The organism is Streptomyces sp. NBC_00448 (assembly GCF_036014115.1).
In the GTDB taxonomy this organism is placed as follows: Bacteria; Actinomycetota; Actinomycetes; order Streptomycetales; family Streptomycetaceae; genus Actinacidiphila.
Map to the genome: position 1 here is coordinate 3,937,194 of NZ_CP107913.1, position 26,208 is coordinate 3,963,401.

Genomic DNA, 26,208 nt, shown 5'->3' on the forward strand with positions numbered 1-26,208 from the left:
GCCGTCCCGACCACGGCGCCCCGGCCCTCCCCGAAGTGAAGGGACACCATGCCCCACCTCCTGGACCTCGGTCCTCTGCACCTCCCCGCGCAGCTCAGCGGCCCACCGCAAACCGTGGAAGGGGGCCTGCTGCTGCCGCCGGGCCGGGTGGCGCTGCTCCACGGCCTGCCCGACGCCCAGGTCTACCGGCACGGCTGGAACTCCTGGAGCCCGTCGGGCTGGCGGGCCATGGACGAGCCGCCGCTGCGCATCGCCAACCCGATCCGCCGCCTCACCGCCGACGACACGGTCTGGGACGAGGAAGGGCGCCACCACTCCTCCGCGGTGACCGCGCTCACCGCCGGCGACGGCAACGTCCTGCTGCTGGGCGCGCTCGGCCTGGACGTGCCGCGGCTGAGCGTGGACCGCGACACCGTCACCGGCTGGTACGAGCAGGCGGGCGCGCCCTGGTTCTGCGGCTACGGACCGGAGTTGGAGGTCTTCGCCCGCTACGCCGAACTGCTGGGCGAGCACCTGGGGCGGGCCGGCCGGCGGGCGGGCAACGTGTGGTCCAGCTGGTACGCGTACTACGAGGACATCGACGAGCGCACCCTGCACGCGAACCTCGACGGGCTGGCCGGGCTGCCGTTCGACGTCTTCCAGATCGACGACGGCTGGGAGCGCATGGTCGGCGACTGGCAGCCGAACGCCAAGTTCCCCTCGGGCATGGCCGACCTCACCGCCCGGGTCTCCGGCGCCGGACTGACCCCGGGCCTGTGGATCGCGCCGTTCATCGCCCGGCCGGACGCGCAGATCGTCAAGGAGCGCCCGCACCTGTTCCTCACCGACGCCGCCGGCACCCCGGTCCCGGCCGGCTACAACTGGGGCGGGCCGTACTACGCCCTGGACGTCACCCTGCCCGAGGCCCTCGACCACCTGCGGCAGACGATCGAGACCGTGGTCGGCTGGGGATTCCGCTACCTCAAGCTCGACTTCGTCAACGCCGCCGCCATCACCGCGCCGCGCCACGACCCGACGGTGGGCCGTGAGAGCGCCTACCGCGACGCGATGCGGCTGATCCGGCAGACCGCGGGCGAGGACGTCTACATCCTGGGCTCGGGTGCGCCGGTGCTGCCGTCGCTGGGGGTGTGCGACGGCATCCGGGTCGGGCCCGACGTCGCCCCGTTCTGGTCCCACTACGCCACCGAGGACCCCTCCGACGCCACCGCGCAGAACGCCCTGGTCTCGTCGGTGAACCGGCTCTGGCTCAAGGGCCTGGTCGAACTCGACCCGGACGCCGCCTACTTCCGCGACCGGCAGAGCCTGTTGACGGCGGCGCAGCGGCGGATGCTGGTGGACCTCGCCCATGTCTGCGACTTCCGGGCCACCTCCGACCCGCCCGCGTGGCTGGCCACGACCGAACGCGCGGCGCTCGCCGACTTCCTCAAGGCCCGCCCCGAGGTGCGCCAGTTGGACCGCTACCGGTTCGAGATCGGTGCGCAGGAGGTGGACTTCACCGCGGCGGCGCAGCGCCGGGGCGACTGAGCGCCGCCATGTGACCAGGGGCGGAGGCAGTTCAGGGACCGGGGGGAGGAGGGGCAGGGACCGGGACCGGGGGCAGGGGGCCGGGGGGTTCAGGGGGGCGATTCTTCCGGGGTCGGGCCGGAGGGCACCACGCGCACCGTTCACTGCGATCGACCAACGGAGGTCGACACGATGCAACCACGCACGAGACCAACCGGGCACGCCAGGACGCGCCTTGCGATGGCGCTGGCGGCGCTCTTCGCGCTGCTGGCGGCGACCATGGCCGGCACGCACAGCGCGTCCGCGGCCCCGGCCGCGCCGGCCGCCGCCGGCGCCCCGGCCCGCCCCGCACCGCCCGCCACCCCGGACCCGTCCCTGACCGACCACCCGCTGACGTACGCGCCGGGACCGCTGGACAACCCGGACAAGGGCCTGGCGGTCTACTACAACGCGGGCACCGACCAGAACACCGGCTACCCGCACAGCATCACCTGGAGCTACTTCCCGCTCTCGGCGGTGATGACCGACGCGAGTGACTGCACCGCGCTGGACTGGTCCCCCGTGGAGAAGATGCTCGACGAGACCGCGTCGTACGGCAACACCGCCGCGATCCGGTTCTATCTGGACTACCCCAGCGGGAACCCGACCAACGGCATCCCCGCCTGTTGGAACGGCAAGGTGCCGACCAACGACGACACGTACTGGAACACCCAGAGCCCCGACTACAACAACGCGTTCCTGCTCAGCTCGCTGCAGCAGTTCATCGGGCAGTTCGGCGCGAAGTACGACGGCGACCCGCGGATCGGCTTCATCCAGATGGGCCTGATCGGCTACTGGGGCGAGTGGCACACCTGGCCGGAGAACGGCACCGGCGGCTACCCGGACTTCATGGCCACCGACGCGAACGCGGCACTGATCGTCAAGGCCTTCGCCAACGCCTTCCACACCACCAAGATCGAGGTCCGCTACCCCACGTCCGGCGGCGGGGCGGCGAACGACCTCGACGTGGGCTACCACGACGACTCGTTCTGCTACCGCGAAGGCGACCCGCTCGCGGGCGTCACCCTGCCGCAGTCGATGGGCGGCGCCGACTACTCCCAACTCCAGTACGCGCTCGACGAGGGCGTGGAGAACAAGTGGATCACCGACTCGATGGGCGGTGAGGTCCGGCCCGAGATCCAGGGCTCGGTCTTCGGCACCTGGGGCAGCGGCGCGAGCGGCTCCGACGACGACATCAAGGCGTGCATCGAGATGGAGCACACCACCTGGAAACTCGACCAGGGCAGCACCGGCTACAGCCCCACCGATCCCGACGTGGGGGCGGCGGTCCGCGCGATGGGCTACGACCTCACCGTGCCGGACGCGTACTACGGCAGCAGCGTCTCGGGCACCGCGAAGATCGGCGTGAAGATCTCCAACGACGGGGTGGCGCCCTTCTACCACCCCTGGACGGTGCGTCTGGGCCTGAAGGACTCCTCGGGGAAGGTCGTCAAGACCTGGGACACCTCCTGGGACCTGACCAAGGTGATGCCGCTGAAGATCCGGGCGTTCCCGGACTGGAACGCCGGCACCGACCCGACGTACCTGCCGTACGGGTACCCGGAGTACTTCGACACCAGCGTGGACACCTCCTCCGTGGCGTCGGGCTCCTACCAGTTGGTCATGGACGTGGTGAACCCGCTCTCGGCGGTGAACGCCGCCGCCAAGAGCCTGCGCTTCGCCAACGCCACCCAGAACGCCGACGGTTGGCTGGGGCTCGGCGCCATCGACGTGGGCTCCGGCAACAGCGGCGGCGGGGACGGCGGTGCCACCTCCTACGAGGCCGAGGCGTCCGCCAACACCCTGACCGGCGGCGCGGCCGTCGCCGACTGCACCGGCTGCTCGGGCGGACAGAAGGTCGGGTACCTGGGCAACGGCGCGACGCTCACCTTCGACAACGTGGCCGGCGGCAGCGGCGGCGCCACCCAGGTGACCGTCGCCTACACCAGCGCCGTCGCCCGCACCCTGCAGATCAGCGCCAACGGCGGCACCCCGGTGAACGTGTCCGTCACCCCGACCGCCGACTGGCAGACCACCGCCACCACCACCGCCACGCTCGACCTGAACGCGGGGAACGCTAACACCGTCACCCTCGCCAACCCGGGCGACTGGGCACCGGACATCGACCGCATCACCGTCGGCTGACCTCACCCATCGCCCGTATCGGGACCGGGGCGCCGGTCACGTGGTCCGCGCGCGGATCATGTGGCCGGCACCCGGCTCGGCGTACGCTGAGTGCCGCTTTCACCCCAAGGTTCACCCACGGATTCACCCGCAGGTGCACCACGAGACGCACCGCCGGCTTCATCACCGGCCGCACCACCGGGTGCGCCATCAGGACGACCGAAACGACACTGCCGGAGGAGGACGGGGGCATGGCCGACATCGTGCTGACCGGCGCGGGCAACGTGAAGATGACCCGGCGCATCCTGTCCGACCTGTTCCTCGTCCCCGCCCTGGCCGGCCGCCTGCGCATCCGGCTGCACGACATCGACCCGGACCGGCTGGCCACCGCCCTCACCCTGGCCCGGAGCCTGGACGCGGAGGCCGGCGCCGGAGCGGTGATCGAGTCGTACACCGACCGCAGGGCCGCCCTGTACGGCGCCGACTACGTGGTCTGCCAGCTGGGCGTCGGCGGCTACGACACCGCGCTGCGCGACTTCGAGATCCCGGCCCGGCACGGGCTGCGCCAGACCATCGCCGACACCATCGGCATCGGCGGCATCTTCCGCGGCCTGCGCACCATCCCGGTCATGGTCGGGCTCGCCCAGGACATGGCCGAGCAGTGCCCCGACGCGTGGCTGCTCAGCTACACCGACCCGCTGGTGATGACGCTGTGGGCGGTGCGCGAGGTCACCGGCATGAGCCGCGTGGTCGGCCTGTGCCACGCGGTCCGCGACACCCACGCGTTCCTCGCCGACGCGGTCGGCCGGGAGGCCGAGGACCTCACCTTCCTCACCGCGGGGCTGACCCATCAGGCGTTCGTGCTGCGCTTCGAGGCCGACGGCAGGTCGCTGTACCCGGAGCTGGAGGCCGCGGTGCGGGCCGACCCGAAGCTGGGGCGGCATGTGCGGATGGAGATGTGGCGCCGGTTCGGCTACTTCCCCACCGAGTCCAGCGAGCACGCGGCCGAGTACGTGCCCTGGTTCATGCGCCATGACGACGAGATCGCCCGGCTGGGCATCCCCGTCGGCGAGTACCTGGGGGTGCTCAGCCGGAGCCTGCACGCCTATGAGGAGATCCGCCGGGGGCTGGCGCAGGGGCGGCCGATGCTGATGCGCTGGCTGGAACCCGAGATCGCCTCCGAGGTGCTGCGGGCGATGATCACCGGCGAGGCCCGGCGGGTGAACCTGACCCTGCCCAACGAGGGCCTGATCCCCGCGCTGCCGGGCGAGTGCTTCGTCGAGGTGCCCGCCGACATCGACGCCGGCGGCGTCACGGCCGCCCCGATCGACCGCTATCCCGCGCAGCTGGCCGCGCTCAACCGCGCGTACGTCAACGTCGCGGAACTGACCGTCCGCGCCGTGCTGGACGGCGAACCGCGTCATGTGCGGCACGCTGCGATGCTGGACCCGAACACCGCGGCGACGCTCTCGCTGGCCGCGATCGAACAGCTCTGCGACGAGATGACCGAAGCACACCGCGACCTGCTGCCCGCCGGTCTCGCGGACCGGAAGGGCCAGGCGTGACCAGTACCCATGAGCCGATGCCGGCCGAGGTCCGCCGCGAGCGCATGCTCGCCCTGGTCCAGGAGCAGGACTTCGTGCGGATCGCGGCCCTCGCCGAGGCGTTCGGCGTCTCGGTGGTCACCGTCCGGGGCGACCTGGACGTGCTGGAGGAACACGGCCTGATCCGCCGGGTCCGCGGCGGCGCCCGGGCCGCGCCGCTGGACACGCGGAACGAGCCCTCCTACGAACAGTCGCTGGGCTCGGCCGCGTTGGAGAAGGCCGCCATCGCCAAGACCGCGGCCCAGCGGGTCGGCAGCGGCCAGTCCCTCGTCATCGACGCCGGGACCACCACGACCTTCTTCGCCCGCGAGCTGGTCGCGCGCCGGGATCTGACCGACCTGATGGTGTTCACCAACAGCACCAGCGTCGCCCACCAGCTCGAACCCGCCATCCCGCGCTTCACCGTGGTGCTGTCCGGGGGGACGCTCCGCCCGCTGCAGCGGTCCCTGGTCGACCCGATGGGCGGGCGCATCCTGGAGAACATCCACGCCGACACCGCCTTCCTGTCGTGCAGCGGCATCCACCCCGACACCGGCGTCACGAACATCAACATCCAGGAAGCCGAGATGAAGATCAGGATGCTGCGCGCCACCACCCAGCACATCCTGCTCGCCGACTCGACCAAGCTCGGCAGGACCGACCTCGCCCCGGTCTGCCCGCTCAGCGATCTGGACCTGCTGATCGTCGGCGACAACGCGACCGGCACCCAGGTCGCCCAGCTGCGCGAGTACGGCCTGACCGTCGAACTCGGGGTGCTGACGGACCAGTCGTAGGGACCGGTCGTAGGGACCGGTCGTAGGGACCGGTCGTACGGACCGGTCGTACGGACCGGCCGTACGGTCCCGGCAGGTCGTGGACCGGGGCGGGGATCACGGTGTGCGGTCGCGCAGCGCCTGCTCGACGGCGTCCCGTACCCGGGTGTCCTCGCGCAGCTCGCGCCGCGCGCGGGCGCGGCGGGCCGAGGCGAGCGCCGCGGCGATCCCTGCGGCGAGGGCCACGACCAGCAGCGTCAGCAGCCACGGGACGGCCCAGCCGCCGCCGGTCGCCCGGACCGGCTCCAGTTCGGTGGTGGAGCCCGACGCGTCGACGGCCACGGGGGTGAGGGTCACGCGCGCCGACAGCCGGAATCCGGGCTCGACGCCGTGCACCGGCACCGTCACCTTCCGGCTCTCCCCCGGGAGCAGGTCCGGCATCGCGGCGACCTTGCCCGCCTCGGTCCGCAGCAGGCCGAAGGGGCCCGCGACGGAGACCGCCTGGCGCGCCGACAGCACGGCGTTGCCGGTGTTGTGGACCCGGTAGGTGACGACCGTGTCGCCCTTCGCGAAGGGGGTGAGCGGGCCGGAGTAGCCGACGTGGACGTCCTCGACCGCCAGGCCCGGGGTGAGTTCGCCGCTGACCCGCAGCTTGACCCGGATGCCGAGCCGCCGGTCGACGTTGATGCCCGCGGCGTCGTCGGGCTGGGTCAGGGCGGTGAGGACGCCGCCGACGTAGTCGCCGGGTGTGGCCCGGTCCGGAACGGTCACCGTGAAGGGGACGTCCACGGACTTCCCGGGCTCGATCTCGACGCTCTTCCGGTCGGTGTGCAGCCAGGCGCCGACGGCGACCGACTTCTTCGCCCGGGGGAGCAGGTCGAGTTGGCCGGCGTCGGAGGTGAAGCCGTCGGCGGCGTAGAGGTCGAGGGTGAGCGGCGCCTTGCCGCGGTTGGCGACGACCAGGGTGTCCTCGACCCGGCCGCCGGGGTTGACGGTGTAGCTGTAGCTGGACCGGTCGGCGCCGTAGCTGCCCGAACCGGTGCGCACCGTCCAGGTGGCGTCGGTGTCCGCCGCCAGGGCGGAGCCGGCCGGCAGCCCGGCGACCGCGAGGAGGGTGAGCAGGACCAGGGCGACGGTACGGATGAGGGCGGCGGCGGAGGTCGTCCGGCGCGTCACGGGCGGGTGCATCTCGGGTCCTCGGGCGGTCGGTGGGGTGAGACCGGCGGGGCGGGCGGCTGGGTGCCCGCCCCGCCGGGTGGGACGGGTACGGTCAGCTGCTCAGCGCGGTGATCGTGAGGGTGGCGCGGTAGGAGCCCTTGTCGGCGCTGCCCGGGATCTTCAGATCCAGGTCGGCGCCCAGCTCGGCCTTGCCCTTGGGGTGGCCCTGGTCGGCCCGGCCGAGGCCGCGCGAGACGGACAGGCCGGGACCGTGGTCGTCGTAGGCCGAGGCGACCGAACCGCCGGCCTTGGCGCCGGCGCCGTCCTCCAGCACCTTCGGCGTCCAGCCGAGGTAGGCGCCGGAGAACGTCTTGCCGGCGTCCTTGAAGTCGCCCACGCTCGCCGATATCGACCACGGCGCGAGCGAACGGCGGCTGTCGGAGACGGCGATCGGGTTGATCCGGCCGGCCGCGTCGAAGTAGTCACCGTCGTGGTCCTTGGCGGTGCCGAGGTCCACCAGGCCGTTGTAGCCGTCGATGGTCCAGCCGAACTCGCCCGGCGCGGCGGCGGGCACGTCGACCTGCAGGTCCTGGCCCGAGCCGTGGTACGGGTGCACGCTCACCTTGTCGACGAGCGAGCCGACCGGCTGGCCGGCGGTGGTGTTCTTGCACCAGTCGCCGCCCTCGACGGCCGCGTTGGGCGCCGCGCAGGTGCCGCTGCGCACGTCCTCGACGACCAGCTTGTCGTTGCGCACCTGCACCTTGACGTAGCTGCGCACGTGCTCCTGGTTCTGCACGGAGCTGTACCAGTAGTTGCCCGGGTTCAGCGGGTCGGCGCCGTTGCCCGCGCCGCTGGTGCCGCTGGAGTCCGGGGCGGTGATGTCGTAGTACTTCGAGCCCGAGGCCGAGTTGGCGGTCACGTAGAGCACGCCGCCGGGGCCGGGGTAGACGTCGGAGGCGCCAGGCTGCTCGGCCGCGTCCGCCTTCTCGCCGTTCTTGATCAGGTAGCTGCGGGCGTAGCTGTGGTCGTGGCCCTGGAGCACCAGGTCCACGCCGAGCTTGGACACCGCGGTCGGGAAGTCCACGCGGCGGACCTTGTTGTCGCTGTCCTTGGCGTGCGAGGCCGGCGAGTAGATCGAGTGGTGGAAGACGAGCACCTTCCACTTGGCCTCGGAGCCGTGCTGGTTGATGACGTCGGTCACGTACTTGACGTGGGCCTCGTCACCGCCGCCGCCCTGGGAGGTGGTGTAGCTGTTGCTGTTGACGTCGATGAACAGCACATCCTTGTAGATGTACCAGTAGTCGCCGCCCGAACTGTCCGACTCCGGCTTGCCGTTGGAGTAGTACGGGGCGGTGCGGTCGGTGTTCGGGGTGTACAGGTGCTGCTCGTACGCCTTGCCGCCGACGTCGTGGTTGCCGATGGTGGCCGCCCACGGGTACTGGCGCAGCTTGTCGGGCGCGAGGAAGGCGTTCCACTGGGACTCGGTGTTGGCGCTCTCCACCTGGTCGCCGCCGGAGACCAGCAGTTCGGCCTTCGGGTTGGCCGCGAGGGAGACGTCCAGGGTGTCCTGCCAGCCGGCCTGGTCCTTGGCGGTGTTGCCGGAGGAGCCGATCTGCGGGTCGCCGTAGAACAGGAAGTCGTAGTCGCCGTCGAAGTCCTGCGTGGTGAACGCGTACGTCGCGGACCAGTCGCCCGCGGAGCCGACCCGGTAGGAGTAGGCGGTGTTCTCCTTGAGGTCGGTGATCGTCGCGTGGCGGTTGTAGCCGCCGCTGGAGGCGATGTTCGCCGCGCCGGCGGCGTCGAAGGTGGCGGCGCCGGCCGGGAACTCGCCGGCGGTCAGCTCCGCGGTCGGGGCGACCTGGATCTGCTGCGCGGTGTCGGCGGAGGAGTACCAGGAGACGGTGCGCTGCGCCTCGTTGGCGCCCACTCCGAGGATGACGCCGCTGAGCGTGGTGGGCGACGCGGCGCCGGCGGGCGACGCCGCGGCGCCGCCGAGGGCGATCGTCATGCCCAGGAACGCCGCGGTGACCCCAGTGGCCACGCGGCGCCGCGCAGGCCCGCGGGCCTGCGTCGAACTGCTCGATTTCATGGGTTTTTTCGTTCCCTTTACTAAGAGAAAACCAGAACTTGGCGATCGTCAAGCTGTCGCGGGAGGGTGAACCGCTCGCGAATACGACCTTTGGAGCGGCTGAACTTCCCACAGACCTATGCCTCAGAACATGAACACCCGTTGCATGAACCACATGAGTCCCATAACCGTCACACCGGCGGAGATCGCACCGGTCGCCCAGCGGCCGGCCACCGGCGCGCGGCGGCGCAGCAGGGCCAGCAGCGGGAAGACGGCGGCGATGATCGTCAACTGGACGGCCTCGATGCCGACGTTGAACACCAGCAGGGACCACAGCAGCGTCCACGAGAACGCCTTGTCGATGCCGAGCGCGCCCGCGAACCCCAGGCCGTGCACGAGGCCGAAGCAGAACACGACCGCGAGGCGGGTCCAGCCGGCCCGATCCAGGGCGAAGTGGCCGCCGCCGGAGGTCTCCAGCTCGGTCGCCTCGCCCCCGCGCCGCCACAGCCGCCACAGGTACCAGCCGGCCACCACCGCGATCGACAGCGCGATGACCGGCTCCACGGCCCGCGCCGGCACGTCGACCAGCCCCAGCGCGGCGAGCATGAAGGTCACCGAGTGGGCCAGGGTGAAACTGGTGGCCGCGAGCACGATCTCGCGCAGCCGCCGCGAGCCGGCGATGAGCGCCAGCAGGAACAGGATGTGGTCGATCCCGGTCAGCAGGTGCTCGGCGCCCAGCCGGAAGAACTCCCCGAACTGGTCGTACCACGGCTGCGCGAGCGAGACCGACGGGTGGGCGGCGTCGAGCGCGGCGCTGCCCGACCGGCCGTCGAGGTGGTAGGTGACGATCGTCTTGGTGCCGGTGACATACGTCTCGGCGTCGGGGAACAGCCCGCTGCGCAGCACCGGTTCGCCGGCCCGCCCGGAACAGTCCCAGTCCAGCGGCAGCACGGCGTACGGCACGCCCTGCCGCCGGGTCATCGTGAAGTCGCCGGCCCGGGCGGGCGTGCACGCCCTGCCGCCGGCGGCGACGGAGAAGCGCCGGGTGACGTAGTCGACGGCCGACCGGGCGTGCGCGTCGAGCGCGGCGGCCTGCGCCTTGGCGTCGCCCGCGTCGAACGCGGCGTTCCCGGCCTGGAAGAGGGCGTCGTCGTGCTCGTAGTCGGCGGTGGAGATGACGTAGAGGTCGTACTCCAACTCCAGCGTCGTCCGCAGCCGGCGCCCGCCACTGTCACCGTCGCTTTCGCGTTCGCCCTCGGTGACGTGGACGTAGGCGACCGACGTGAACCCGTGGGCCGACGCGGGCGGGGCGAGACTCAGGAAGGCGATCACCGCTACGGCGATCGCGACGGCGGTGCGGCGGACACGTGCTGGCATGGGGCTCCTTCGGGGTTGCCCGTGCACGGTGCACGCCTTGGATGAACAAAGACCATCCCTTTGCCGAATCATTAAAGAACAACCGCGCGAACGGCACCTCAGGGCCTATTCGGCGCCAAAGGAATCAGCAGGATGGGACGCATCATTCCGCCATCACTCGGAGGACGATCGCCTTGCGCCCCCTGCTCCGGGCCGCCGCCCTGCCGGCCGCGGCCGCCGCGCTGGTCACCGGATGCGGTTCCGGCGACGACTGGTCACGGCCGCACCCGGCACCCAGCGCCGTCGGCACGCTGGAGGCGGGGTTCGCCGATCCCTCCGCCCCGCCCGCGCCGGAGGCGACCATCACCCCGCGGCCCGGCTCCTGGAACGGGGTCCACCCGTCGAAGGGATACCGCGTGGTCCTGCTCACCGCCGGGGACGACCGCCCGACCAGGTCGCTGGTCACCGCCGTCAAGGACTGGGCCGCGAAGGAGCACGTCAGCCTCAGGACGGTGGTCGCCGACGGCCCCTCCGACCTGCTCCCCGCCGTCACCAGGTCCCTCGCCGCGCGACCGGACCTCGTCGTCAGCGCGGGCGACGGCCTCGTCGACCCCCTCGCGACCGCCACCGCGAACCACCTGTCCCAGCAGTTCCTGGTGGTGGGGGCGGAGTTGGCCGAGCCGACGCAGAACGTCACCTCGGTCGACTGGTCGGGGGCGTCGTTCCGCGGCGAGGGGCTCGGCATGTCCTCGACCTACGACGTCGCCTCGTTCACCGCCGAGCGCTGCACCGCCGCGATTGGCGCGGGCACGGCGGCCGTGCTCAACCACCTGACGGGGATAGTGATCTGGCTCGACGAGATCTGAACCGGCCGCCGCCCGCGTCGCGGGGAGTGCGTCAACTGCGGCGACCGCGAGGACGGGTGACTTCCCGTCAGGCAAGGGCGATCAGCGGTCGTCGTGGGTGATGGCGGCGACGGGGACGTCGAGAGCGTGGGCGCAGCGCCGGATCGTGTCGTCGCTCGCACCGACCAAGCCGCGTTCCAGGCGGGAGAGATGGCCCCGGTCCAGCCCCGTCAGCACCTGCATCTCGCGAAGGCTCATCTTCCGAGCAATGCGAAGTGCCCTCATTGCCGCGCCGTTCGGTCTCACGTCTCGAAAGTATCCGCCAACCACCGCGCTTGCAAGTCCATCAGATCTTAAATGTGAGCTTTCCAAGCTCGATGACGTCATTCGATCGCCTTCCCCCGAGCCGCATCACCGCCATTTCACGCAACCAATGGGCGAGTTCCGGCCGTATCGGCCGCAGGTCGAAGGCTCGGAAGATGGCTGCGTGGTTGCGTGCAGTCCGGCATGATGTGGGCCATGGACGGAGATTGGTTGCGGCTGGGCGGCGTCATCCGGGCAGCGCGCAAGCGCAAGGGACTCAGCCAGGTGCGCCTCGGCGACTCGATCGGCGTGAAGCGGACCGTGATCCAGACGATCGAGCGCGGGCACGAGTTCCAGAGCGTCACGGCGACCCTGCGGGACATCGAACGCATTCTGGAGTGGGGCCAGGGCTCGATCGAGCACATCCTCGACGGCGGCGACCCGCTGCCGCCGGACTCCCCCGGCAACCGCTACTACACCCGGCACGCGCGGCCTGACTCCGGCGGTGAGCTGCCGGTACGGATCTCCCGCGCGCTCGCCGAGGGCGTCACCCTGGACACCGCGGTCGTGCCGCTGTCGCCCAACACCGAGATGGTGGTGGTGGTCAAGGGCAAGCCGGACGCCACGCACGACCAGATCGAGGCGGCCCTGGCGGCATGGGAGAAGAGGGGCGGCCACCTGGACCGGCTCCGGGAGATCGCGGACGCCCGCGAGGACTGAGTCCGGCGGCGGCCCGGCCACGGCCCGGCGACGCCGTACGTCGTAACCTGGCGGTGTACGGCCTGGAGAAGACCAGGTCGCGGCGGCCGGGTCGGACGGACCGGGTCGGCTCGGGGCCGGAGAGCCGGGAGACACGCGATGGCGCGCAGAGCGGGGCGCGGGGCTCCTGCCGCGCCGTTGGGGCAGCGCCAGGGCGTCGATCCCGTGCGCGTGCGCCTGCCCGACCCCGCCGACGGCGACAGTGGCGGCAACGGCAACAACGGCACGGCGGGGCGCGCGGCCTGGACGACGATCGGCGGCTACCTGCTGGAGCGGTACGGCGCGGCGGTCGGCCGGGAGCGGATCGAGGCGATGCTCGCCGCGGGGCGGTTCGTCACCGTGGACGGGCCGGTGGGCGCGCTGACGCCGTACGCACCCGGGGCGTGGGTCTGGTTCCACCGCGACTTCCCGCCGGAGCCGACCGTGCCGTTCCCGGTGGAGGTGCTCCACAGGGACGAGCGGATCGTGGTCGCCGACAAGCCGCACTTCCTGGCCACCACCCCGCGCGGCCGCCATGTCACCGAGACCGCGCTGGCCCGGCTCCGCCGCGAGCTGGACCTGCCGCTGCTGTCCCCCGCGCACCGGCTGGACCGGTTGACCGCGGGTGTGGTGCTGTTCGTCGTCCGTCCCGAGGACCGCGGGGCGTACCAGACGCTCTTCCGGGACCGGCGGGTACGCAAGGAGTACGAGGCCGTCGCGCCCTACGACCCGGCGGTCGCGCTGCCGGCGACGGTGCGCAGCCGGATCGTGAAGGAACGCGGGCAGATGGCGGCGCGGGAGGTGCCGGGGCCGTACAACGCGGAGAGCGTGGTCGAGTTGCTGGCGCGGCGCGGCGGGCTCGGCCGCTACCTTCTGCGGCCGCTGACCGGCCGCACCCACCAGTTGCGGCTGCACATGCAGGCGTTGGGGCTGCCGTTGTTGAACGACCCGATCTACCCGGAGGTGTGGGCGGAGGCGGCGGCCGAGGAGGACGCGGACCCGTACGCTCGGCCGCTTCAACTGCTGGCGCGGACGCTGGAGTTCACCGATCCGCTGACCGGCCGGGAGCTGCGGTTCGCCAGCGCGCGCCGGCTGTCCGCGTGGCCGCCCGACGCCGACGAGCCGGGCGGCGGGCGGACGGGCGGCTGACGGCTGACGGCTGACGGCTGACGGCTGACGGCTGACGGCTGACGGCAACAGGGGGCCGCGGGTCAGGCCATCTGCGGGTCCGGCTGGAGCACGGCGAAGAACGCCCCCTCGGGGTCCCTGAGCAGCGCGACCCGGCCGATGCCGCCCACCTGTGTGGTGGGCATCAGCACGGTCGCGCCGTGCGAGGCGGCGGTGGTCACCACGCCGTCGGCATCGGCGACGCCGACGTAGGGCTGCCAGTAGCAGACCCCGTCCGGCAGTTGCTCGCGCGTGAGTTGCATGATGCCGCCGTGCGAGCCGGCCTGGCCGCCGCCGGCGCGGGAGACCACCGTGTAGACCCCGGCGTCGGCGGCCAGCGGCATGTCCGCGGTGTCCCAGCCGAAGACGGTGCCGTAGAAGCGCTTGGCCTGCTCGGCGTCCGTCGTGTACAGCTCGGTCCAGCACAGGGCGCCGACGCCGGTACGGTCCAGCCCCTTGAGGGTGCCGGGCTGGTAGACGGCGAACTGGGCGCCGGACGGGTCGGTGTAGCCGGCGATCCGGCCCTGGTCCCCGATGTCGAGCGGCGCGAACCGGACCGAGCCGCCGGCCTGCTCGACGTCCTTGGTGGTGGCGTCGGCGTCGGCCGTCTCGAAGTACAGCGTCCAGGCCGGGCTGCCCCCCTCCTCGGTGATCGGGCCGAGGCCGGCGACGGTCTGCCCGTCGAGCTGGAACATGCCGTACCCGCCGGCGTCGGGGCCCGCCGAGCGGAACTCCCAGCCGAACAGCGCGCGGTAGAACGCCGCCGCGCCCTCGACGTCGCGGCTGCCGAGGTCGAGCCAGCTCGGTGCGCCGGGCACGTAGTCGTTGGTGAGCATGGTGCGGTCCTCCGTGATCGTGAGCCCGAACGCGCGCGCGACGTGCGGAACGCGGGGAGGGCGGAGCGGAATGCGCCAGGTGCCGGATTCCGTGGGATATGCAGCCGATACGGCCGCTGTGTCCTCCCTCACACTCAGCATGCCAGCAGAGTCCGACAACCGCCGTTCGTGCCAGGTCACGGCCTGGTGAACGGCCCGGGGCCGGTCCGGCCGAGCACGCGCGGTGGTCAATCGGTTCGGGATTGTCAGTGGGCCGGTCTAGGGTGGATCACATGTACGGGGGAGATCTCGATCAGGCGAACGCGGCCCTGCGCGCTTATGTGCAGGAGCACGGCGACCGGCCTTGGACGGCCGAGGAGTTGACCCAACTGGCGCGGCTGCGCGCCCAGTGGACGGCAGCGGCGCGCGGTGTTCGGGTGGAGATACGTCCGGTGGCCGGGCCGGTGCGGGGCGCCTCGGTGGTCACCGCCGCTTGAAGGGGCGCGCGGCCCACGGTTTCAGCCGTGGACGACCGCGTGCGGGGGTCGCAGGGCATCGGTGCCGGGAGCGGGCTCGGCGGTGTCGTCGCCCAGCTTGACGATCCGGTTGCCGGCGTCGACGTGGACCACGGCCGGCCGCAGCGCGCGGGCCTCGGCGTCCTCGACCTGGGCGTAGCTGATCAGGATGACCAGGTCACCGGGGTGCACCAGGTGGGCGGCGGCTCCGTTGATGCCGATGACGCCTGAGCCGCGCTCACCCTCGATGACATAGGTCTCCAGGCGGGCGCCGTTGGTGATGTCCACGATGTGCACGAGTTCGCCGGGCAGCAGGTCCGCGGCGTCCATCAGCGCGGCGTCCACGGTCACCGAACCCACGTAGTGCAGATCCGCCTGGGTCACGGTGGCCCGGTGGATCTTGGACTTGAACATGGTGCGCAGCACGGCGTCGCCTCCTGGCGGGTGAGTGGGTCGCGTTCCCTGCCGGGATACGCGCCGTCGCCTCCAGGGTAGGGCCGCCGGGCCCGGGCGCGGCGGGGGGGTGCGGGGCGGAGTGCGGAAGATCTCAGCGGCCGGGTCGGGGTTCGAAGGGGCGCGGGTCCCGGCAGACGGGCAGACCGCCCGAGTCCCGGGCGGAGGTGTCAGCCGGCCGCGGTCGCCGCCGGCGCCTGCGAGGAGGGCGGTGGCGTCGCGGATGCCGGCGGCGCGGGCAACCGGTCGTAGAGCTCGGCGAGCGCGGCGTCGAGGCTGATCAGGGCGGGCGGTCCGGTGCGGACCGGCCGTGGGGGTGCGGCGTCCGGGCGGTTGCCGAGGCGGCGGCGCACCTGGCCGAGGTTGCGTGCGGCCAGGCCGAGTTGGGGTCGGGCCGCGGCGAGTCCGGCGGCGTCGCTGAGCGCGAGCGCACGGCCGGCGTGCGCGCAGGCGGTCAGCGCGTCCACCCAGTCGGCGGCGTGCGGCGGCGCGGGCGCGGCCCGGCGCGACGCCCACGCGGGGTGGCCGAGGGTGCCCCGGATCAGGGTGCGGTGGGCGCGGGCGGGTGCGGCGGCCACCGCGAGTTCACGGGTGGCGCGGTCGAAGCGGCGGGCCAGGCGCCGGATCTCCGCGGGCCGCGGCTCCGGCGCGCGGGCCGCGACCAGCAGGTCCGCCAGCACCCGCAGGGCGCCGGCGGACCGGCCGCGCAGGACCGTGGCGGTCGGCAGCGGCAGCACGAAGTACGCGGCCGCGATCCCGCAGGCCGACCCGAGCAGGATGCCCTCGGGGCGCTGCACGATGAGGGCGCCGCCCTGCTCGCCGCTCAGGCCGTAGAGCACCGCCAGCAGGCTCGTGACGCAGAACGCCCAGGCCGCGTAGGTGGTTTCGCGCAGCCACAGGCCGACCAGCAGGTAGCAGAAGATGACGGTGATCGCCGCGGCGTCGTCGCCCGCGACCAGGTGCGCCGCGAGGGTCCCGGTGACCGCGCCAATGAACGCGCCCGCCACCCGCAACCCGCTGCGGTGCACGACGTCGCCGCGCCCCCGTGCCGCGCTGCACACCACGAACGCGGTGATCATCGCCCACGACCAGTGCCGCGGGAACACCAGGTGGCCGACGGCGAACGCGGCCGCCATCGCCACCGCGAGCTGTGCGGCCAGCCGTGCCTGCGGCTGCGGGTTCCGCCAACCGCCCGGCCGCGCCGCGGGCGCCGGGGGTTCGGGGGCCGGCCCCTGCGCCGCCCGCACCCCGCGCACGGCCGCGGCGGCGGCCCGCACGGCGGCGAGCGCCTCGTCCAGGGCGCCGCCTCCCCCCGGCCCGTCCGCCCCGGGTCCGCCGGTCCCCGCACCGCCCGTCCCCGAACTGCCCACCGCGGCAGGTGTCCCGGCGACCCGGAACCGTACGACCGGGGCGCGTACACCCTGCGCCGGAACACCCTGCGCCGGTGCGGCCCGCTCCGAGGTGGTCGGCTGCTCCGGTGCGGCCTGCGCGGAGCCGTCGCCGCCCGAACCGCCCGTACCCGCGGGCTCGTCGCCGGGTGCGGGCCGTACGACGGGGGCCGGGGCGGCCGTCGGCTGTCCCGCGGTGACCTCGGCCGTGAGGACGGCCGCGGCGAGGGTGTCGAGCGGGGTGCGGTCGGCGCCGGCGGGGAGGCGGGCGGCGTCGAGGCGGTCCTCGACGGTGAGGGCGGTGCGGTGCAGGGTCAGCGCGGCCTTGGCGTGCCGGGAGCTGCCGGGCGCGAGGGCGCGCAGGCGGGCGGCGCCGCGTACGAAGTCGCCCGCCGCCGCGGCCGCCTCGCGGGTGGGGCGGGACGGCAGCAGCTGCTGGGACCCGAGCACGCAGGCCACCGCGATGACCCCGCACACCGCACCCCACAGCGGCCCGGTGGCCTTGGCGGCAGACGGCGGCACCGGCGTGACCAGCACGGCGATCAGCGGGGTGAGCGCCAGCCGCCCGAAGCGCCGCACCTTGCCGCCGAACCGCATCAGGTAGCGGGACCCGCCGACCGCGGCCACGAAGACGCTCGCGCCGAACCACGCGTTCTGCACCATCAGCCGCCCGACGAAGGCGGCGAGGACGCCGACCATGGGGACGTACGCGAGGGCCGACAGCCGGTGCGGCAGGCTGGTCGCGTGCAGGCTGCGCGACACCATCACCGCGACGACGGTCGCGATCACCACCATGCCACCGGGCAGGCCGGCGGCCCGGCCGACCGCGCCCGAGACCAGCAGCGCCGCGACGGCGGCGAGCACGGTGCGCACGGCGATCCGCAGCCGTACCCGTCCCGGGTCCAGCAGGCGCAGCCGGATCAGCATCCTTCGTCCCCCCTCGTCCCCGCCACGGCGTCTCCTCGGGCGGGCCCTATCCGGTCACGCGCTCCAGGTTGATAAGCCTTGCGTATGACTTTCGGCCGCACGCCGTCCGCTCGTCCGCTCGGATAGCCACATCACGCTCGTATCACGGTAGCAAAATCATACGCCTAGCTTAGGAAACAGCCCGATGTCGTTCCCTCCCCCGCCGTCCGACGACAGCGCCGTGGTCCGCCGCTCGGTGAACCGGCTGGCCCGGCGGATGCGCGCCGAGCGGCTGCCGGACGGGCTGCCCAGCGCCCGGCTCGGCGTCCTCGCGCAGCTGTACCGCGGCGGCCCGAGCACGCCGGGCGCGATGGCCGCGGCACTCCACGTGCAGCCGCAGTCGCTGACCCGCACGCTGGCCGCACTGCGCGAGGACGGCTACGTGACGCACTCGCGCAACGCGGGCGACGGCCGGCAGCGCCTGGTCGAGCTGACCGCGAGCGGCTTCGAGGCCATGGCGCGCGACGTCGCCCACCGCGACGAGTGGCTGCGCCGGCGGATGGCCGCGGAACTGAACGACACGGAGGTGGCGCTGCTGCGGCTGGCCGCCACGCTGCTCGACCGGCTCGCCGACGACGACGGCTGAGCGGCGGGCGGGAAGCCACCGCGGGCAACGGGAGTCGATCAGGATCGACCCACCTCTTGGGAATACCCCTAGGGGGTATATGGTTGCCAATAGTGAGGGCGGGGGATTCGCCCGCTCGCCGCGGCGCGGCCCAGCGACATCGACCGCAGCCGCACCAGCCGTACGCGTCGCGCGTACCCGTGGATGAGGAGCACAGCATGAGCGAGGCCGTCTACTCGGTGTCCGGTATGACCTGCGGGCACTGCGAGTCCGCGGTGAGCAAGGAGGTCGGCGCGATCCCCGGGGTCACCTCCGCGACCGCGGTGGCCGGCAGCGGCCTGCTGACCGTCGCGTCCGAGCAGCCGCTGGACGACGAGGCGGTGCGCGCGGCCGTGGACGAGGCGGGTTACGAGCTCGTCGGCCGGGCCTGACCGAGCAGCCCCACCCGCGGCGGACCGCGTCCGGACCGACCGTACGGACGGATCGGACCTGACCGGACCTGATCCGGCCGGACTCGACCGGACCGGGCCGGCCGCCTCCGCGGGTACGGCCGCGGGCCGCCCGCACCGGGCGCACATCGAACGTCGCACGGATCGACCAGGGAGTGAGCAGTGGCGACCAGCACAGCACACACGCACAGCGAACCCGCGGGAAAGCGGGTCGAATTGGCGATCGGCGGCATGACCTGCGCGTCCTGTGCCGCCCGGATCGAGAAGAAGCTCAACCGGATGGACGGGGTCACCGCGAGCGTCAACTACGCGACCGAGAAGGCCAGGGTCGAGTACGCGGGCGAGGTGGCGGTGGGTGACCTCATCGCGACGGTCGAGGCCACCGGATACACCGCCGCGGTGCCCGCTCCCCCGGCCGCCCCGGCGCCGTCCGCGCACCCGGGCGCACCGTCTGGCTCCGCGGCCGAAGGCAACGGCCCCGCCGACGCCGGCGACCCCGAACTCACCACGCTGCGCCAGCGCCTGACCACGGCGGTCGTCCTCGGCCTGCCGGTGATCCTGCTGTCGATGGTGCCCGCGCTGCAGTTCACCAACTGGCAGTGGCTCGCGCTGACCCTCGCCTCCCCCGTGGTGGTCTACGCCGGCTGGCCCTTCCACCGCGCCGCGTACACCAACGCCCGGCACGGCGCCGCGACGATGGACACCCTGGTGTCGGTCGGCACCCTCGCGGCCTTCGGATGGTCGCTGTGGGCGCTGTTCCTCGGCGACGCGGGGATGCCCGGCATGACCCACCCCTTCGAGTTCACCATCTCCCGTGGCGACGGTGCGAGCGAGATCTACCTCGAAGCGGCCGCGGGTGTCACCGCGTTCATCCTCGCCGGGCGGTACTTCGAGGCCCGGGCCAAGCGCCGGGCCGGCGCCGCGCTGCGCGCCCTGCTCGAACTCGGCGCGAAGGACGTGGCGGTGCTCCGCGACGGCGTCGAAGTACGCGTGCCGATCTGCGAGTTGGCGGTCGGCGACCACTTCGTCGTCCGCCCGGGCGAGAAGATCGCCACCGACGGGGTGGTCCGCGAGGGCGGCTCCGCGGTCGACGCCTCCCTGCTGACCGGCGAGTCGGTGCCGGTCGAGGTCGGCCCCGGCTCCCCCGTCACCGGCGCGACCGTCAACGCGGGCGGCCGGATCGTGGTCGAGGCCGTGAAGGTCGGCGCCGACACCCAACTCGCCCGGATGGCACGCCTGGTGGAGGACGCGCAGAACGGGAAGGCGGCGGCCCAGCGGCTCGCCGACCGGATCTCCGGGGTGTTCGTGCCCGCGGTGATCGCGCTGGCGCTCGGCACGCTCGTGGTGTGGTTCGCGCTCGGCGAGGGCGCCACGGCGGCGTTCACCGCGGCGGTCGCCGTCCTGATCATCGCCTGCCCGTGCGCACTCGGCCTGGCCACGCCCACCGCGCTGCTCGTCGGCACCGGGCGCGGCGCCCAACTCGGCATCCTCATCAAGGGACCCGAGGTGCTGGAGTTCACCCGGGCCGTGGACACCGTGGTGCTCGACAAGACCGGCACGGTCACCAGCGGTTCGATGACGCTGACCGCCGTGCACCTCGCGGACGGCGAGGACGAGGCCGCGGTGCTGCGGCTGGCCGGCGCCCTGGAGGGCGCCTCCGAGCACCCGATCGCCCGCGCGATCGCGGCCGGCGCGACGGAGCGGCTCGGCACCCTGCCGGTGCCCGAGGACTTCGCCAACGTGCCCGGGCTCGGCGTGCAGGGCATCGTCGACGGGCACGCGGTGCTCGTGGGCCGCGAGCGCCTGCTGCGCGAGTGGTCGCAGGAACTGCCGTCCGCGCTCGCCGCGGCCAAGTCCGCCGCCGAGGAGCGCGGCGCCACCGCGGTCGCCGTCGGCTGGGACGGGCAGGCCAGGGCCGTGCTCGTGGTCTCCGACGCGGTCAAGCCGACCAGCCGGGAAGCGGTACGGCGGCTGCGGGCGCTCGGGCTGCGGCCGGTCCTGCTCACCGGTGACAACACGCAGGTCGCCCGGTCCGTCGCCGCGCAGGTGGGGATCGACGGGGAGGACGTCCACGCGGAGGTCCTGCCCGAGGACAAGGTGGCCGTCGTCCGGCGGCTCCAGGAGCAGGGGCGGGTCGTGGCGATGGTCGGCGACGGCGTCAACGACGCGGCCGCACTCGCCCAGGCGGACCTGGGGCTGGCGATGGGGACCGGCACGGACGCGGCCATCGAGGCGGGCGATCTCACCCTCGTACGGGGCGACTTGCTGGTGGCGGCCGACGCGATCCGGCTGGCGCGGCGCACCCTCGGCACCATCAAGGTGAACCTCTTCTGGGCGTTCGCGTACAACCTCGCGGCGATCCCGCTGGCCGCGGCCGGGCTGCTCGACCCGATGATCGCGGGTGCGGCGATGGCCTTCTCCTCGGTCTTCGTCGTCGCCAACAGCCTGCGCCTGCGCAGGTTCTCGCCCCTCGCCTGACCCGCTCGAACGACCCGCCCGACACGCACCGCTCGGGACAAGGCCGTTGACACACGTCGTCCCCCGACCGACCGCAGGAACGCGGTCGAGCGGGGGACGACGTACGAACGCTCAGAACCGGGTGAGCTTCGCCCCGAAGCCGGGCGCGTCCAGGTCGCTCTGCAACACCACCGGCACCGACGTACGGGCCGAGCCGTTGCCGAAGCTGAGCGTGCCCACCTGCGTGCCGGCCGCGGCGTGGTGCGGCACGCCGTCGCCGTCCGCCGCGAGCGTGAGGTCCTGCTTCATGCCGGCCCAGCCGATCGCCGTGAGGTCCTTGCTCGTGACGACCGGGGTGCTGCCGCCGAGTCCGTCGTCGACCTTGCCGACGACCGTGCCCTTCTTCACTATCGTCGACGAGCCGAGCCCGCCCTGCACGGACTCGATCAGCGCCTGGCTGCGGGCGAGCGCGGTCTGGAGGCTGTCGTCCACGGTGGTGCCGCCGTGCTGCTGGAGCACCACGCCGAGCACCAACTGCTGCTTGCCGTCGACGGTCTTGTGCGCCGCCCACATCAACGCGCCGCCGGCCGGGGTGCTGGAGCCGGTCTTGATGCCGACCACGCCGACCTTCACCAGGTCGTTGTTGTTGTTGTAGATCCGGCCGACGCCGGGGATGTCCACGTTCGGCATGGCGACCACCGAGCGGAACACGTCGTTCTTCATCACCTCGCGGGCGAGCTTGAGTTGGTCCACCGCGGTGCTGACGGTGGTCTCCTCGATGCCGCTCGCGCCGGTGTAGGTGGTGTGCGTCATGCCGAGCTGGGCGGCCGCCTTGGTCATCTTCGCGACGAAGGCGTCCTGCGTGCCGGAGTCCCAACGTGCCAGCAGGCGGGCGATGTTGTTGCCCGACGGGACCAGCAGCAGTTGGAGCATCCGCCGCTCGTCGAAGCGCTGGCCCTCCCTGACCGGCGCCGTCGACTGGTCGTCGGACCCGGCCTCCTTCGCGGCCTGCGCGTCGACCTCGATCGTCGGCCCGCCCTGGCTGCCGGTGAGCGGGTGGTCGTGCAGGATCACGTACGCCGTCATGACCTTGGTGAGGCTGGCGATCGGCACGGGCGACTGGGTGCCGTGCACCCCGAGCGAGCCCAGCCCCTCGACCTCGGCGACCGCCTGGCCCTCCTTCGGCCACGGCATCGTCTGCGGCAGCGGGGTGCCGACGAAGGTGTACGTCCGGGCCGCGGTCAGCGACAGGTGCGGCGACGGCAGCGGGCGCAGCGCCTGGACCACCACGAAGACGATCGCGAGCAGCACGACCAGCGGCGTCCAGATCTTGAACCGGCGTGCGACGGTGCGCAGCGCGGTGTCCGGCGGCGGCGGGGTGTTGGTCAGCTCGGCGAGCAGCTTCAGCGGCTGCTTGTCGGGGGGCGGCGGCACCGGCATGGAGCGGGTGCTCCCGGGGCCGGCGGCCTCCTTGCCGGCCTCCTCGGCACCGCCGGGGGCGGGGGGAGCGGAGGGTGCGGGGGGAGTGGAAGGCGCCGCGGGTCCGGAAGCGGACTTGGCGGGCGCGGCGGGGGGCTGCGCGGGGGGCAGCGGAGCCGGGCGCGGCGGCGCGGTCTCGGCCCGCGTCGGGCGGCCGGGAGCGCCGAACGCCACGGAGGACCCGCTGGAAGGGGCCTGGCGGCCGTTCTGCGGCTCTTCCGGCCACTCGGCGGGGATGTCCGAGACGAGCGGCTTCACCGTCGGCCCAGGGCGCTCCGGGGGCGCGGGGGCGTCGGCCGGGCGCGCGTCCTTGATGTCCGCGCCGGCGGACGGGATTTCACCCGCCCGGGCGTCGGCCGCCCGGGAACCCTCTGCACCCGTTCCAGCGACGGAAGCGGAACGGGAAGCGGAATCGGAATCGGCATCGGCATCGGCATCGGCGCCGTCGTCCGTGGCGGTGCTGTCGTCCGTGGTGGCCCCGTTGTCCGCGTCGGCAGCGGAGTCCGTGTTCGCGGTGGCGGTGGCGGAGTCCGTGTCGGCCCCGTCCTCGTCCGGCTCGTCCGCGGCTTCGGCGTCCTCCGCCGCGGCGGCGACCGGAGCACCGTCCTCCTCCTCGGCGGAGCTCTCGTTCGCCTCGCGGCCGGCGTCCTCGCCCGCGTCCTCGGCGCCACCCGCCCCGGACTCGTCGGACCCACTGGCCCCACCAGCCCCAGTGACCTCCTCAGCCTCACCCGTCTGGTCACGATTCGGTTCCGTTTTCCCGCTCTCCTCCTGCGCCGAACGGGGCGCGGGAGGTGCGGCGGGGGGCGCGGAATCGGTCACGGCGTCCACGGTCACTACGTCGTCGGACGTAGCGGCCGCGCCCGCCCGGGACCGTCCGGACGAGGGGTCCGACGGCTCCGCGGACGCGTCGTCAGACGGGTGCGATCGGGGCTCTGAACTGGGATCTTCGATGTCGTCCTGGGCGTGCGAGAGCGGCGCGTCCACCGCGTCGCCCGCCGTCTGCTCCTCGGGACCGCCCTCGGTCACCCGCGCCTCCGGCGCCTCCATGGGCACTCGGAACACCGCCAGCCTCGGATCTGTGGCCGGGCGGATACCCGGCTCCCCCGACGTCTCGTGCTGCTGCTCCCTGCCGGGGGCGTCGCCCGCCACGCAGACCTCCTCCACACATCGTGATGACTCATGCACACACTCGGGCAAAAGCGGCCGGATACGGCGCCTTTACCGGTCCTCGACCACACTGGCAAGTGTCCCGCGACAGGCGCGCAGGCCGTCTGCGACACCCCATCCACCCCGTAGACGAGAACGACATACCAGCCGGTTCCCGCCGATATGGCGAAGGCGCTCTCGACAGGCCGGTGTGAGAGGCGTCACCCTGTCATTCATCCACGCGGGGAGGCATGGATGGGCAAGAGCCGCAGAACAATTCCGGAAGAGCTGTTGCTGCTCGCCCTGGACCCGACCACCGGGACCACGGCGCAGCCGCAATCGCTCGACCTCGGCCTCGCCGGGGCGCAGCTCGTCGAGCTGGCCCTGGCCGGACGGATAGCCCCTGACGGGGATCGTATAGCCGTGGTGCACCCACGGCCGACAGGAGATCCGACTCTGGACTCCGCGCTCGAACTGCTGCGACGCCGCGGCAGCCCGGTGCGTGCCGTCCACTGGATCGGCGGGCCCCGGCTGGGGTTGCGCCAGACGTATCTCGCACACCTGGAGCGGTGCGGCATGGTGCACGCCGTGCCGGGTCAGATGTGCGGGGTGCTGCCGACCACGCGGTACCAGGCGACCGACAGCGCGGTCAGCCGGGAGATCAGGTCCCGGCTGGACAGCGCGATCCGCACCGGCGTGCCGCCGGACCCGCGGACCGCGGCGCTCGCCGCGCTCGCCCACGCCGTGGGACTCGGCAAGCACCTGTACCCGGGCAACGAGGGCCGGTCATCGCGATCGCGCCTGCGTGACCTGATCAGGTACGACCCGATGGGCGGTCTCGTGGCGCACGCCGTCATGGATGTGCAGAACGGGGTGGCGGCGCAGCCGAAGCGTCCGCCGGCCCAGGCGCAGCGCTCCGCGGGGCACAGCGGGATGGCGCGGGCGGGAGCCCGGTGACCTGACCGACGGCAGGCCGACAGCATATGTCGTTCACGCGACACACAGTACACATCGGGTTGCTACCCGTACACATGGCGGTGGCGGTGCCCTCCGGGCCTTTCGGCGGGAGTGCGCACCGCGACCGTGAATCCGGCCCGGGGCCAAGGGCGTTGGGGAGCGGATGTGGCGCGCGGGGCGGCGACGTGCCGGACATCGTCCGGACCGCCGCCGCCCCGCGCGCCGCCGTCTTCCCCCGCGACCGATTCCCCCGGCAAGCGAATCCCCGGCAACCGACGGTTGCAAGGTTGTCCGTCCATTCGCCAGCGCGGCGATGACCGGTAGTGGCAGGCTGCTGACCATCAGTACGGTTCAGCGTGGAGGTGCAGTCCCTGTGGTCGCGAACGTGAACCCCACCGTCAGGCGACGCCGGTTGGGGTCGGAGCTGCGCAAGCTCCGCGAGCAGAAGGGGATGACGGCCGAGGAGGTCGCGGCCCGGCTGCTGGTCTCCCAGTCGAAGATCAGCCGCCTGGAGAACGGGCGCCGCAGCATCAGCCAGCGCGACGTACGCGATCTGTGCGGGGTCTACGGCGTCGAGGACGTGCGGATCGTCGAGTCGCTGATGCAGATGGCCAAGGAGTCCCGGCAGCAGGGCTGGTGGCACGCCTTCGGCGACATCCCGTACAGCGTCTACATCGGGCTGGAGACCGAGGCGGCGAGCCTGCGGGTCTTCGAACCCCAGGTGGTGCCGGGCCTGTTGCAGACGCCGGCCTACGCCGCCGCGATGATCGCGGGGAACCTGCCGGAGGCCACCACCGAGCAGGTCGACAAGCGGGTGAGCGTGCGGATGCGCCGCCAGGAGCGGATCACCGACCCCGACTCGCCGCTGCGGATGTGGGCGGTGGTCGACGAGGCCGCGCTGTGCCGCCGTGTCGGCGACAACCAGGTCATGCGCGAACAGCTCTCCAGGCTGGTGGAGTTGAGCCACCTGCCGCACGTCACCGTGCAGGTGCTGCCGTTCGACGTGGGCGCGCACCCGGGTCTGAGCGGGCAGTTCGCGGTGCTGGAGTTCACCGACACCACGGACGCGACCGTGGTGTACCTGGAGGGCGTGAACAGCGACCTGTACCTGGAGAAGGACACCGACGTGCAGGCGTACAGCGTGATGTACGAGCACCTGCGCGCGCAGGCGCTGAGCGCCGAGCAGACCCGGGCGTTCATCACCGACGCGGCCGCGCGTTACGCGTAACGGCGGCCCCGGAAAGCCCCATTGGCGGGTGAAAGCGGGCAGCATACGCCCCTGGCCGCTCAATGCGGAAGTCCTGAGGGGAATATGCCATCCAGTCGGGTGAAGGGCCTCTCCGCGCCCTGATGTTGGC

The 26,208-nt window shown here is 72.8% G+C and carries 21 protein-coding genes; 13 read left to right on the forward strand and 8 right to left on the reverse strand.

Annotated features, from left to right (window positions below; translation table 11 throughout):
* Window positions 1–48 precede the first annotated feature (48 nt).
* The 4 genes from OG370_RS16645 (at window position 49) to OG370_RS16660 (ending at window position 6,043) form a co-directional block, all read left to right on the forward strand.
* On the forward strand, window positions 49–1,524 hold the full coding sequence (locus OG370_RS16645) for a glycoside hydrolase family 36 protein (protein WP_328464995.1): 1,476 nt from the start codon (window positions 49–51) through the stop codon (window positions 1,522–1,524).
* A gap of 219 nt (window positions 1,525–1,743) precedes the next feature.
* Window positions 1,744–3,687, forward strand: a complete 1,944-nt coding sequence (locus OG370_RS16650) for a carbohydrate-binding protein (protein WP_328464997.1) — start codon at window positions 1,744–1,746, stop codon at window positions 3,685–3,687.
* Between the two features lie 230 nt (window positions 3,688–3,917).
* Complete coding sequence (locus tag OG370_RS16655; protein ID WP_328464998.1) at window positions 3,918–5,231, forward strand: family 4 glycosyl hydrolase; 1,314 nt, start codon at window positions 3,918–3,920, stop codon at window positions 5,229–5,231.
* Window positions 5,228–6,043, forward strand: coding sequence for a DeoR/GlpR family DNA-binding transcription regulator (locus OG370_RS16660; RefSeq protein WP_328464999.1), 816 nt, complete (start codon window positions 5,228–5,230; stop codon window positions 6,041–6,043). Before OG370_RS16655 ends, OG370_RS16660 begins: the two co-directional genes overlap by 4 nt.
* Window positions 6,044–6,139: 96 nt before the next feature.
* On the opposite strand, the gene OG370_RS16665 is transcribed toward OG370_RS16660, so the two are convergent.
* From OG370_RS16665 to OG370_RS16675, 3 genes are all read right to left on the reverse strand, one after another.
* Complete coding sequence (locus OG370_RS16665; RefSeq protein ID WP_328465001.1) at window positions 6,140–7,198, reverse strand: WxL protein peptidoglycan domain-containing protein; 1,059 nt, start codon at window positions 7,196–7,198, stop codon at window positions 6,140–6,142.
* A 94-nt stretch (window positions 7,199–7,292) separates the two neighbouring features.
* On the reverse strand, window positions 7,293–9,269 hold the full coding sequence (locus OG370_RS16670) for an FN3 domain-containing metallophosphoesterase family protein (protein WP_328465003.1): 1,977 nt from the start codon (window positions 9,267–9,269) through the stop codon (window positions 7,293–7,295).
* Between the two features lie 123 nt (window positions 9,270–9,392).
* Window positions 9,393–10,625, reverse strand: coding sequence for a HupE/UreJ family protein (locus OG370_RS16675; protein ID WP_328465005.1), 1,233 nt, complete (start codon window positions 10,623–10,625; stop codon window positions 9,393–9,395).
* Between the two features lie 173 nt (window positions 10,626–10,798).
* On the opposite strand from OG370_RS16675, the gene OG370_RS16680 reads away from it, so the two are divergent.
* Complete coding sequence (locus OG370_RS16680) at window positions 10,799–11,470, forward strand: hypothetical protein (RefSeq protein ID WP_328465007.1); 672 nt, start codon at window positions 10,799–10,801, stop codon at window positions 11,468–11,470.
* An 81-nt stretch (window positions 11,471–11,551) separates the two neighbouring features.
* Here OG370_RS16680 and OG370_RS16685 read toward each other — a convergent pair whose 3' ends face one another.
* On the reverse strand, window positions 11,552–11,836 hold the full coding sequence (locus OG370_RS16685) for a helix-turn-helix domain-containing protein (RefSeq protein WP_328465010.1): 285 nt from the start codon (window positions 11,834–11,836) through the stop codon (window positions 11,552–11,554).
* A gap of 132 nt (window positions 11,837–11,968) precedes the next feature.
* On the opposite strand from OG370_RS16685, the gene OG370_RS16690 reads away from it, so the two are divergent.
* The gene (locus tag OG370_RS16690; protein WP_328465012.1) at window positions 11,969–12,472 is read left to right on the forward strand and encodes a helix-turn-helix transcriptional regulator; all 504 of its coding nucleotides are present in this window, start codon (window positions 11,969–11,971) and stop codon (window positions 12,470–12,472) included.
* 138 nt (window positions 12,473–12,610) lie between these two features.
* On the forward strand, window positions 12,611–13,639 hold the full coding sequence (locus OG370_RS16695) for a pseudouridine synthase (RefSeq protein WP_328465014.1): 1,029 nt from the start codon (window positions 12,611–12,613) through the stop codon (window positions 13,637–13,639).
* Window positions 13,640–13,701: 62 nt separating this feature from the next.
* On the opposite strand, the gene OG370_RS16700 is transcribed toward OG370_RS16695, so the two are convergent.
* Window positions 13,702–14,493, reverse strand: a complete 792-nt coding sequence (locus tag OG370_RS16700; RefSeq protein ID WP_328465016.1) for a VOC family protein — start codon at window positions 14,491–14,493, stop codon at window positions 13,702–13,704.
* Between the two features lie 272 nt (window positions 14,494–14,765).
* Between OG370_RS16700 and OG370_RS16705 the strand changes: the two genes are divergently transcribed.
* Window positions 14,766–14,969 (forward strand): hypothetical protein, encoded by a 204-nt coding sequence (locus OG370_RS16705; protein ID WP_328465018.1) that lies wholly within the window; start codon window positions 14,766–14,768, stop codon window positions 14,967–14,969.
* A gap of 21 nt (window positions 14,970–14,990) precedes the next feature.
* Here OG370_RS16705 and panD read toward each other — a convergent pair whose 3' ends face one another.
* Both panD and OG370_RS16715 read right to left on the reverse strand, forming a co-directional pair.
* Window positions 14,991–15,413 (reverse strand): aspartate 1-decarboxylase, encoded by a 423-nt coding sequence (panD, locus tag OG370_RS16710; RefSeq protein WP_328465020.1) that lies wholly within the window; start codon window positions 15,411–15,413, stop codon window positions 14,991–14,993.
* 197 nt (window positions 15,414–15,610) lie between these two features.
* Window positions 15,611–17,755, reverse strand: a complete 2,145-nt coding sequence (locus OG370_RS16715) for an FUSC family protein (protein WP_328465022.1) — start codon at window positions 17,753–17,755, stop codon at window positions 15,611–15,613.
* 184 nt (window positions 17,756–17,939) lie between these two features.
* Between OG370_RS16715 and OG370_RS16720 the strand changes: the two genes are divergently transcribed.
* The 3 genes from OG370_RS16720 to OG370_RS16730 all read left to right on the forward strand — a co-directional run bounded on the left by OG370_RS16720 (window position 17,940) and on the right by OG370_RS16730 (window position 21,286).
* Window positions 17,940–18,380: a MarR family winged helix-turn-helix transcriptional regulator gene (locus OG370_RS16720; RefSeq protein ID WP_328465024.1), complete on the forward strand. Its 441-nt coding sequence runs from the start codon at window positions 17,940–17,942 to the stop codon at window positions 18,378–18,380.
* 179 nt (window positions 18,381–18,559) lie between these two features.
* On the forward strand, window positions 18,560–18,790 hold the full coding sequence (locus OG370_RS16725) for a heavy-metal-associated domain-containing protein (protein ID WP_328465026.1): 231 nt from the start codon (window positions 18,560–18,562) through the stop codon (window positions 18,788–18,790).
* Between the two features lie 180 nt (window positions 18,791–18,970).
* Window positions 18,971–21,286, forward strand: coding sequence for a heavy metal translocating P-type ATPase (locus tag OG370_RS16730; RefSeq protein ID WP_328465028.1), 2,316 nt, complete (start codon window positions 18,971–18,973; stop codon window positions 21,284–21,286).
* A gap of 111 nt (window positions 21,287–21,397) precedes the next feature.
* Here OG370_RS16730 and OG370_RS16735 read toward each other — a convergent pair whose 3' ends face one another.
* Window positions 21,398–23,896, reverse strand: coding sequence for a D-alanyl-D-alanine carboxypeptidase family protein (locus OG370_RS16735; RefSeq protein WP_328465030.1), 2,499 nt, complete (start codon window positions 23,894–23,896; stop codon window positions 21,398–21,400).
* Window positions 23,897–24,148: 252 nt separating this feature from the next.
* Between OG370_RS16735 and OG370_RS16740 the strand changes: the two genes are divergently transcribed.
* Complete coding sequence (locus tag OG370_RS16740) at window positions 24,149–24,850, forward strand: GOLPH3/VPS74 family protein (RefSeq protein ID WP_328465032.1); 702 nt, start codon at window positions 24,149–24,151, stop codon at window positions 24,848–24,850.
* A gap of 373 nt (window positions 24,851–25,223) precedes the next feature.
* Window positions 25,224–26,078: a helix-turn-helix domain-containing protein gene (locus tag OG370_RS16745; protein WP_328465034.1), complete on the forward strand. Its 855-nt coding sequence runs from the start codon at window positions 25,224–25,226 to the stop codon at window positions 26,076–26,078.
* Window positions 26,079–26,208 lie beyond the last annotated feature (130 nt).

What these genes read in the sequence shown, in the direction of transcription:
- OG370_RS16645 (WP_328464995.1), top strand. Translation starts at nt 49, where the DNA reads ATGCCCCACCTCCTGGACCTCGGTCCTCTGCACCTCCCCGCGCAGCTC.
- OG370_RS16650 (WP_328464997.1), top strand. Translation starts at nt 1,744, where the DNA reads ATGGCGCTGGCGGCGCTCTTCGCGCTGCTGGCGGCGACCATGGCCGGC.
- OG370_RS16655 (WP_328464998.1), top strand. Translation starts at nt 3,918, where the DNA reads ATGGCCGACATCGTGCTGACCGGCGCGGGCAACGTGAAGATGACCCGG.
- OG370_RS16670 (WP_328465003.1), bottom strand. Translation starts at nt 9,269, where the DNA reads ATGAAATCGAGCAGTTCGACGCAGGCCCGCGGGCCTGCGCGGCGCCGC.
- OG370_RS16675 (WP_328465005.1), bottom strand. Translation starts at nt 10,625, where the DNA reads ATGCCAGCACGTGTCCGCCGCACCGCCGTCGCGATCGCCGTAGCGGTG.
- OG370_RS16685 (WP_328465010.1), bottom strand. Translation starts at nt 11,836, where the DNA reads ATGACGTCATCGAGCTTGGAAAGCTCACATTTAAGATCTGATGGACTT.
- OG370_RS16690 (WP_328465012.1), top strand. Translation starts at nt 11,969, where the DNA reads ATGGACGGAGATTGGTTGCGGCTGGGCGGCGTCATCCGGGCAGCGCGC.
- OG370_RS16695 (WP_328465014.1), top strand. Translation starts at nt 12,611, where the DNA reads ATGGCGCGCAGAGCGGGGCGCGGGGCTCCTGCCGCGCCGTTGGGGCAG.
- OG370_RS16700 (WP_328465016.1), bottom strand. Translation starts at nt 14,493, where the DNA reads ATGCTCACCAACGACTACGTGCCCGGCGCACCGAGCTGGCTCGACCTC.
- OG370_RS16705 (WP_328465018.1), top strand. Translation starts at nt 14,766, where the DNA reads ATGTACGGGGGAGATCTCGATCAGGCGAACGCGGCCCTGCGCGCTTAT.
- OG370_RS16715 (WP_328465022.1), bottom strand. Translation starts at nt 17,755, where the DNA reads ATGCTGATCCGGCTGCGCCTGCTGGACCCGGGACGGGTACGGCTGCGG.
- OG370_RS16720 (WP_328465024.1), top strand. Translation starts at nt 17,940, where the DNA reads ATGTCGTTCCCTCCCCCGCCGTCCGACGACAGCGCCGTGGTCCGCCGC.
- OG370_RS16740 (WP_328465032.1), top strand. Translation starts at nt 24,149, where the DNA reads ATGGGCAAGAGCCGCAGAACAATTCCGGAAGAGCTGTTGCTGCTCGCC.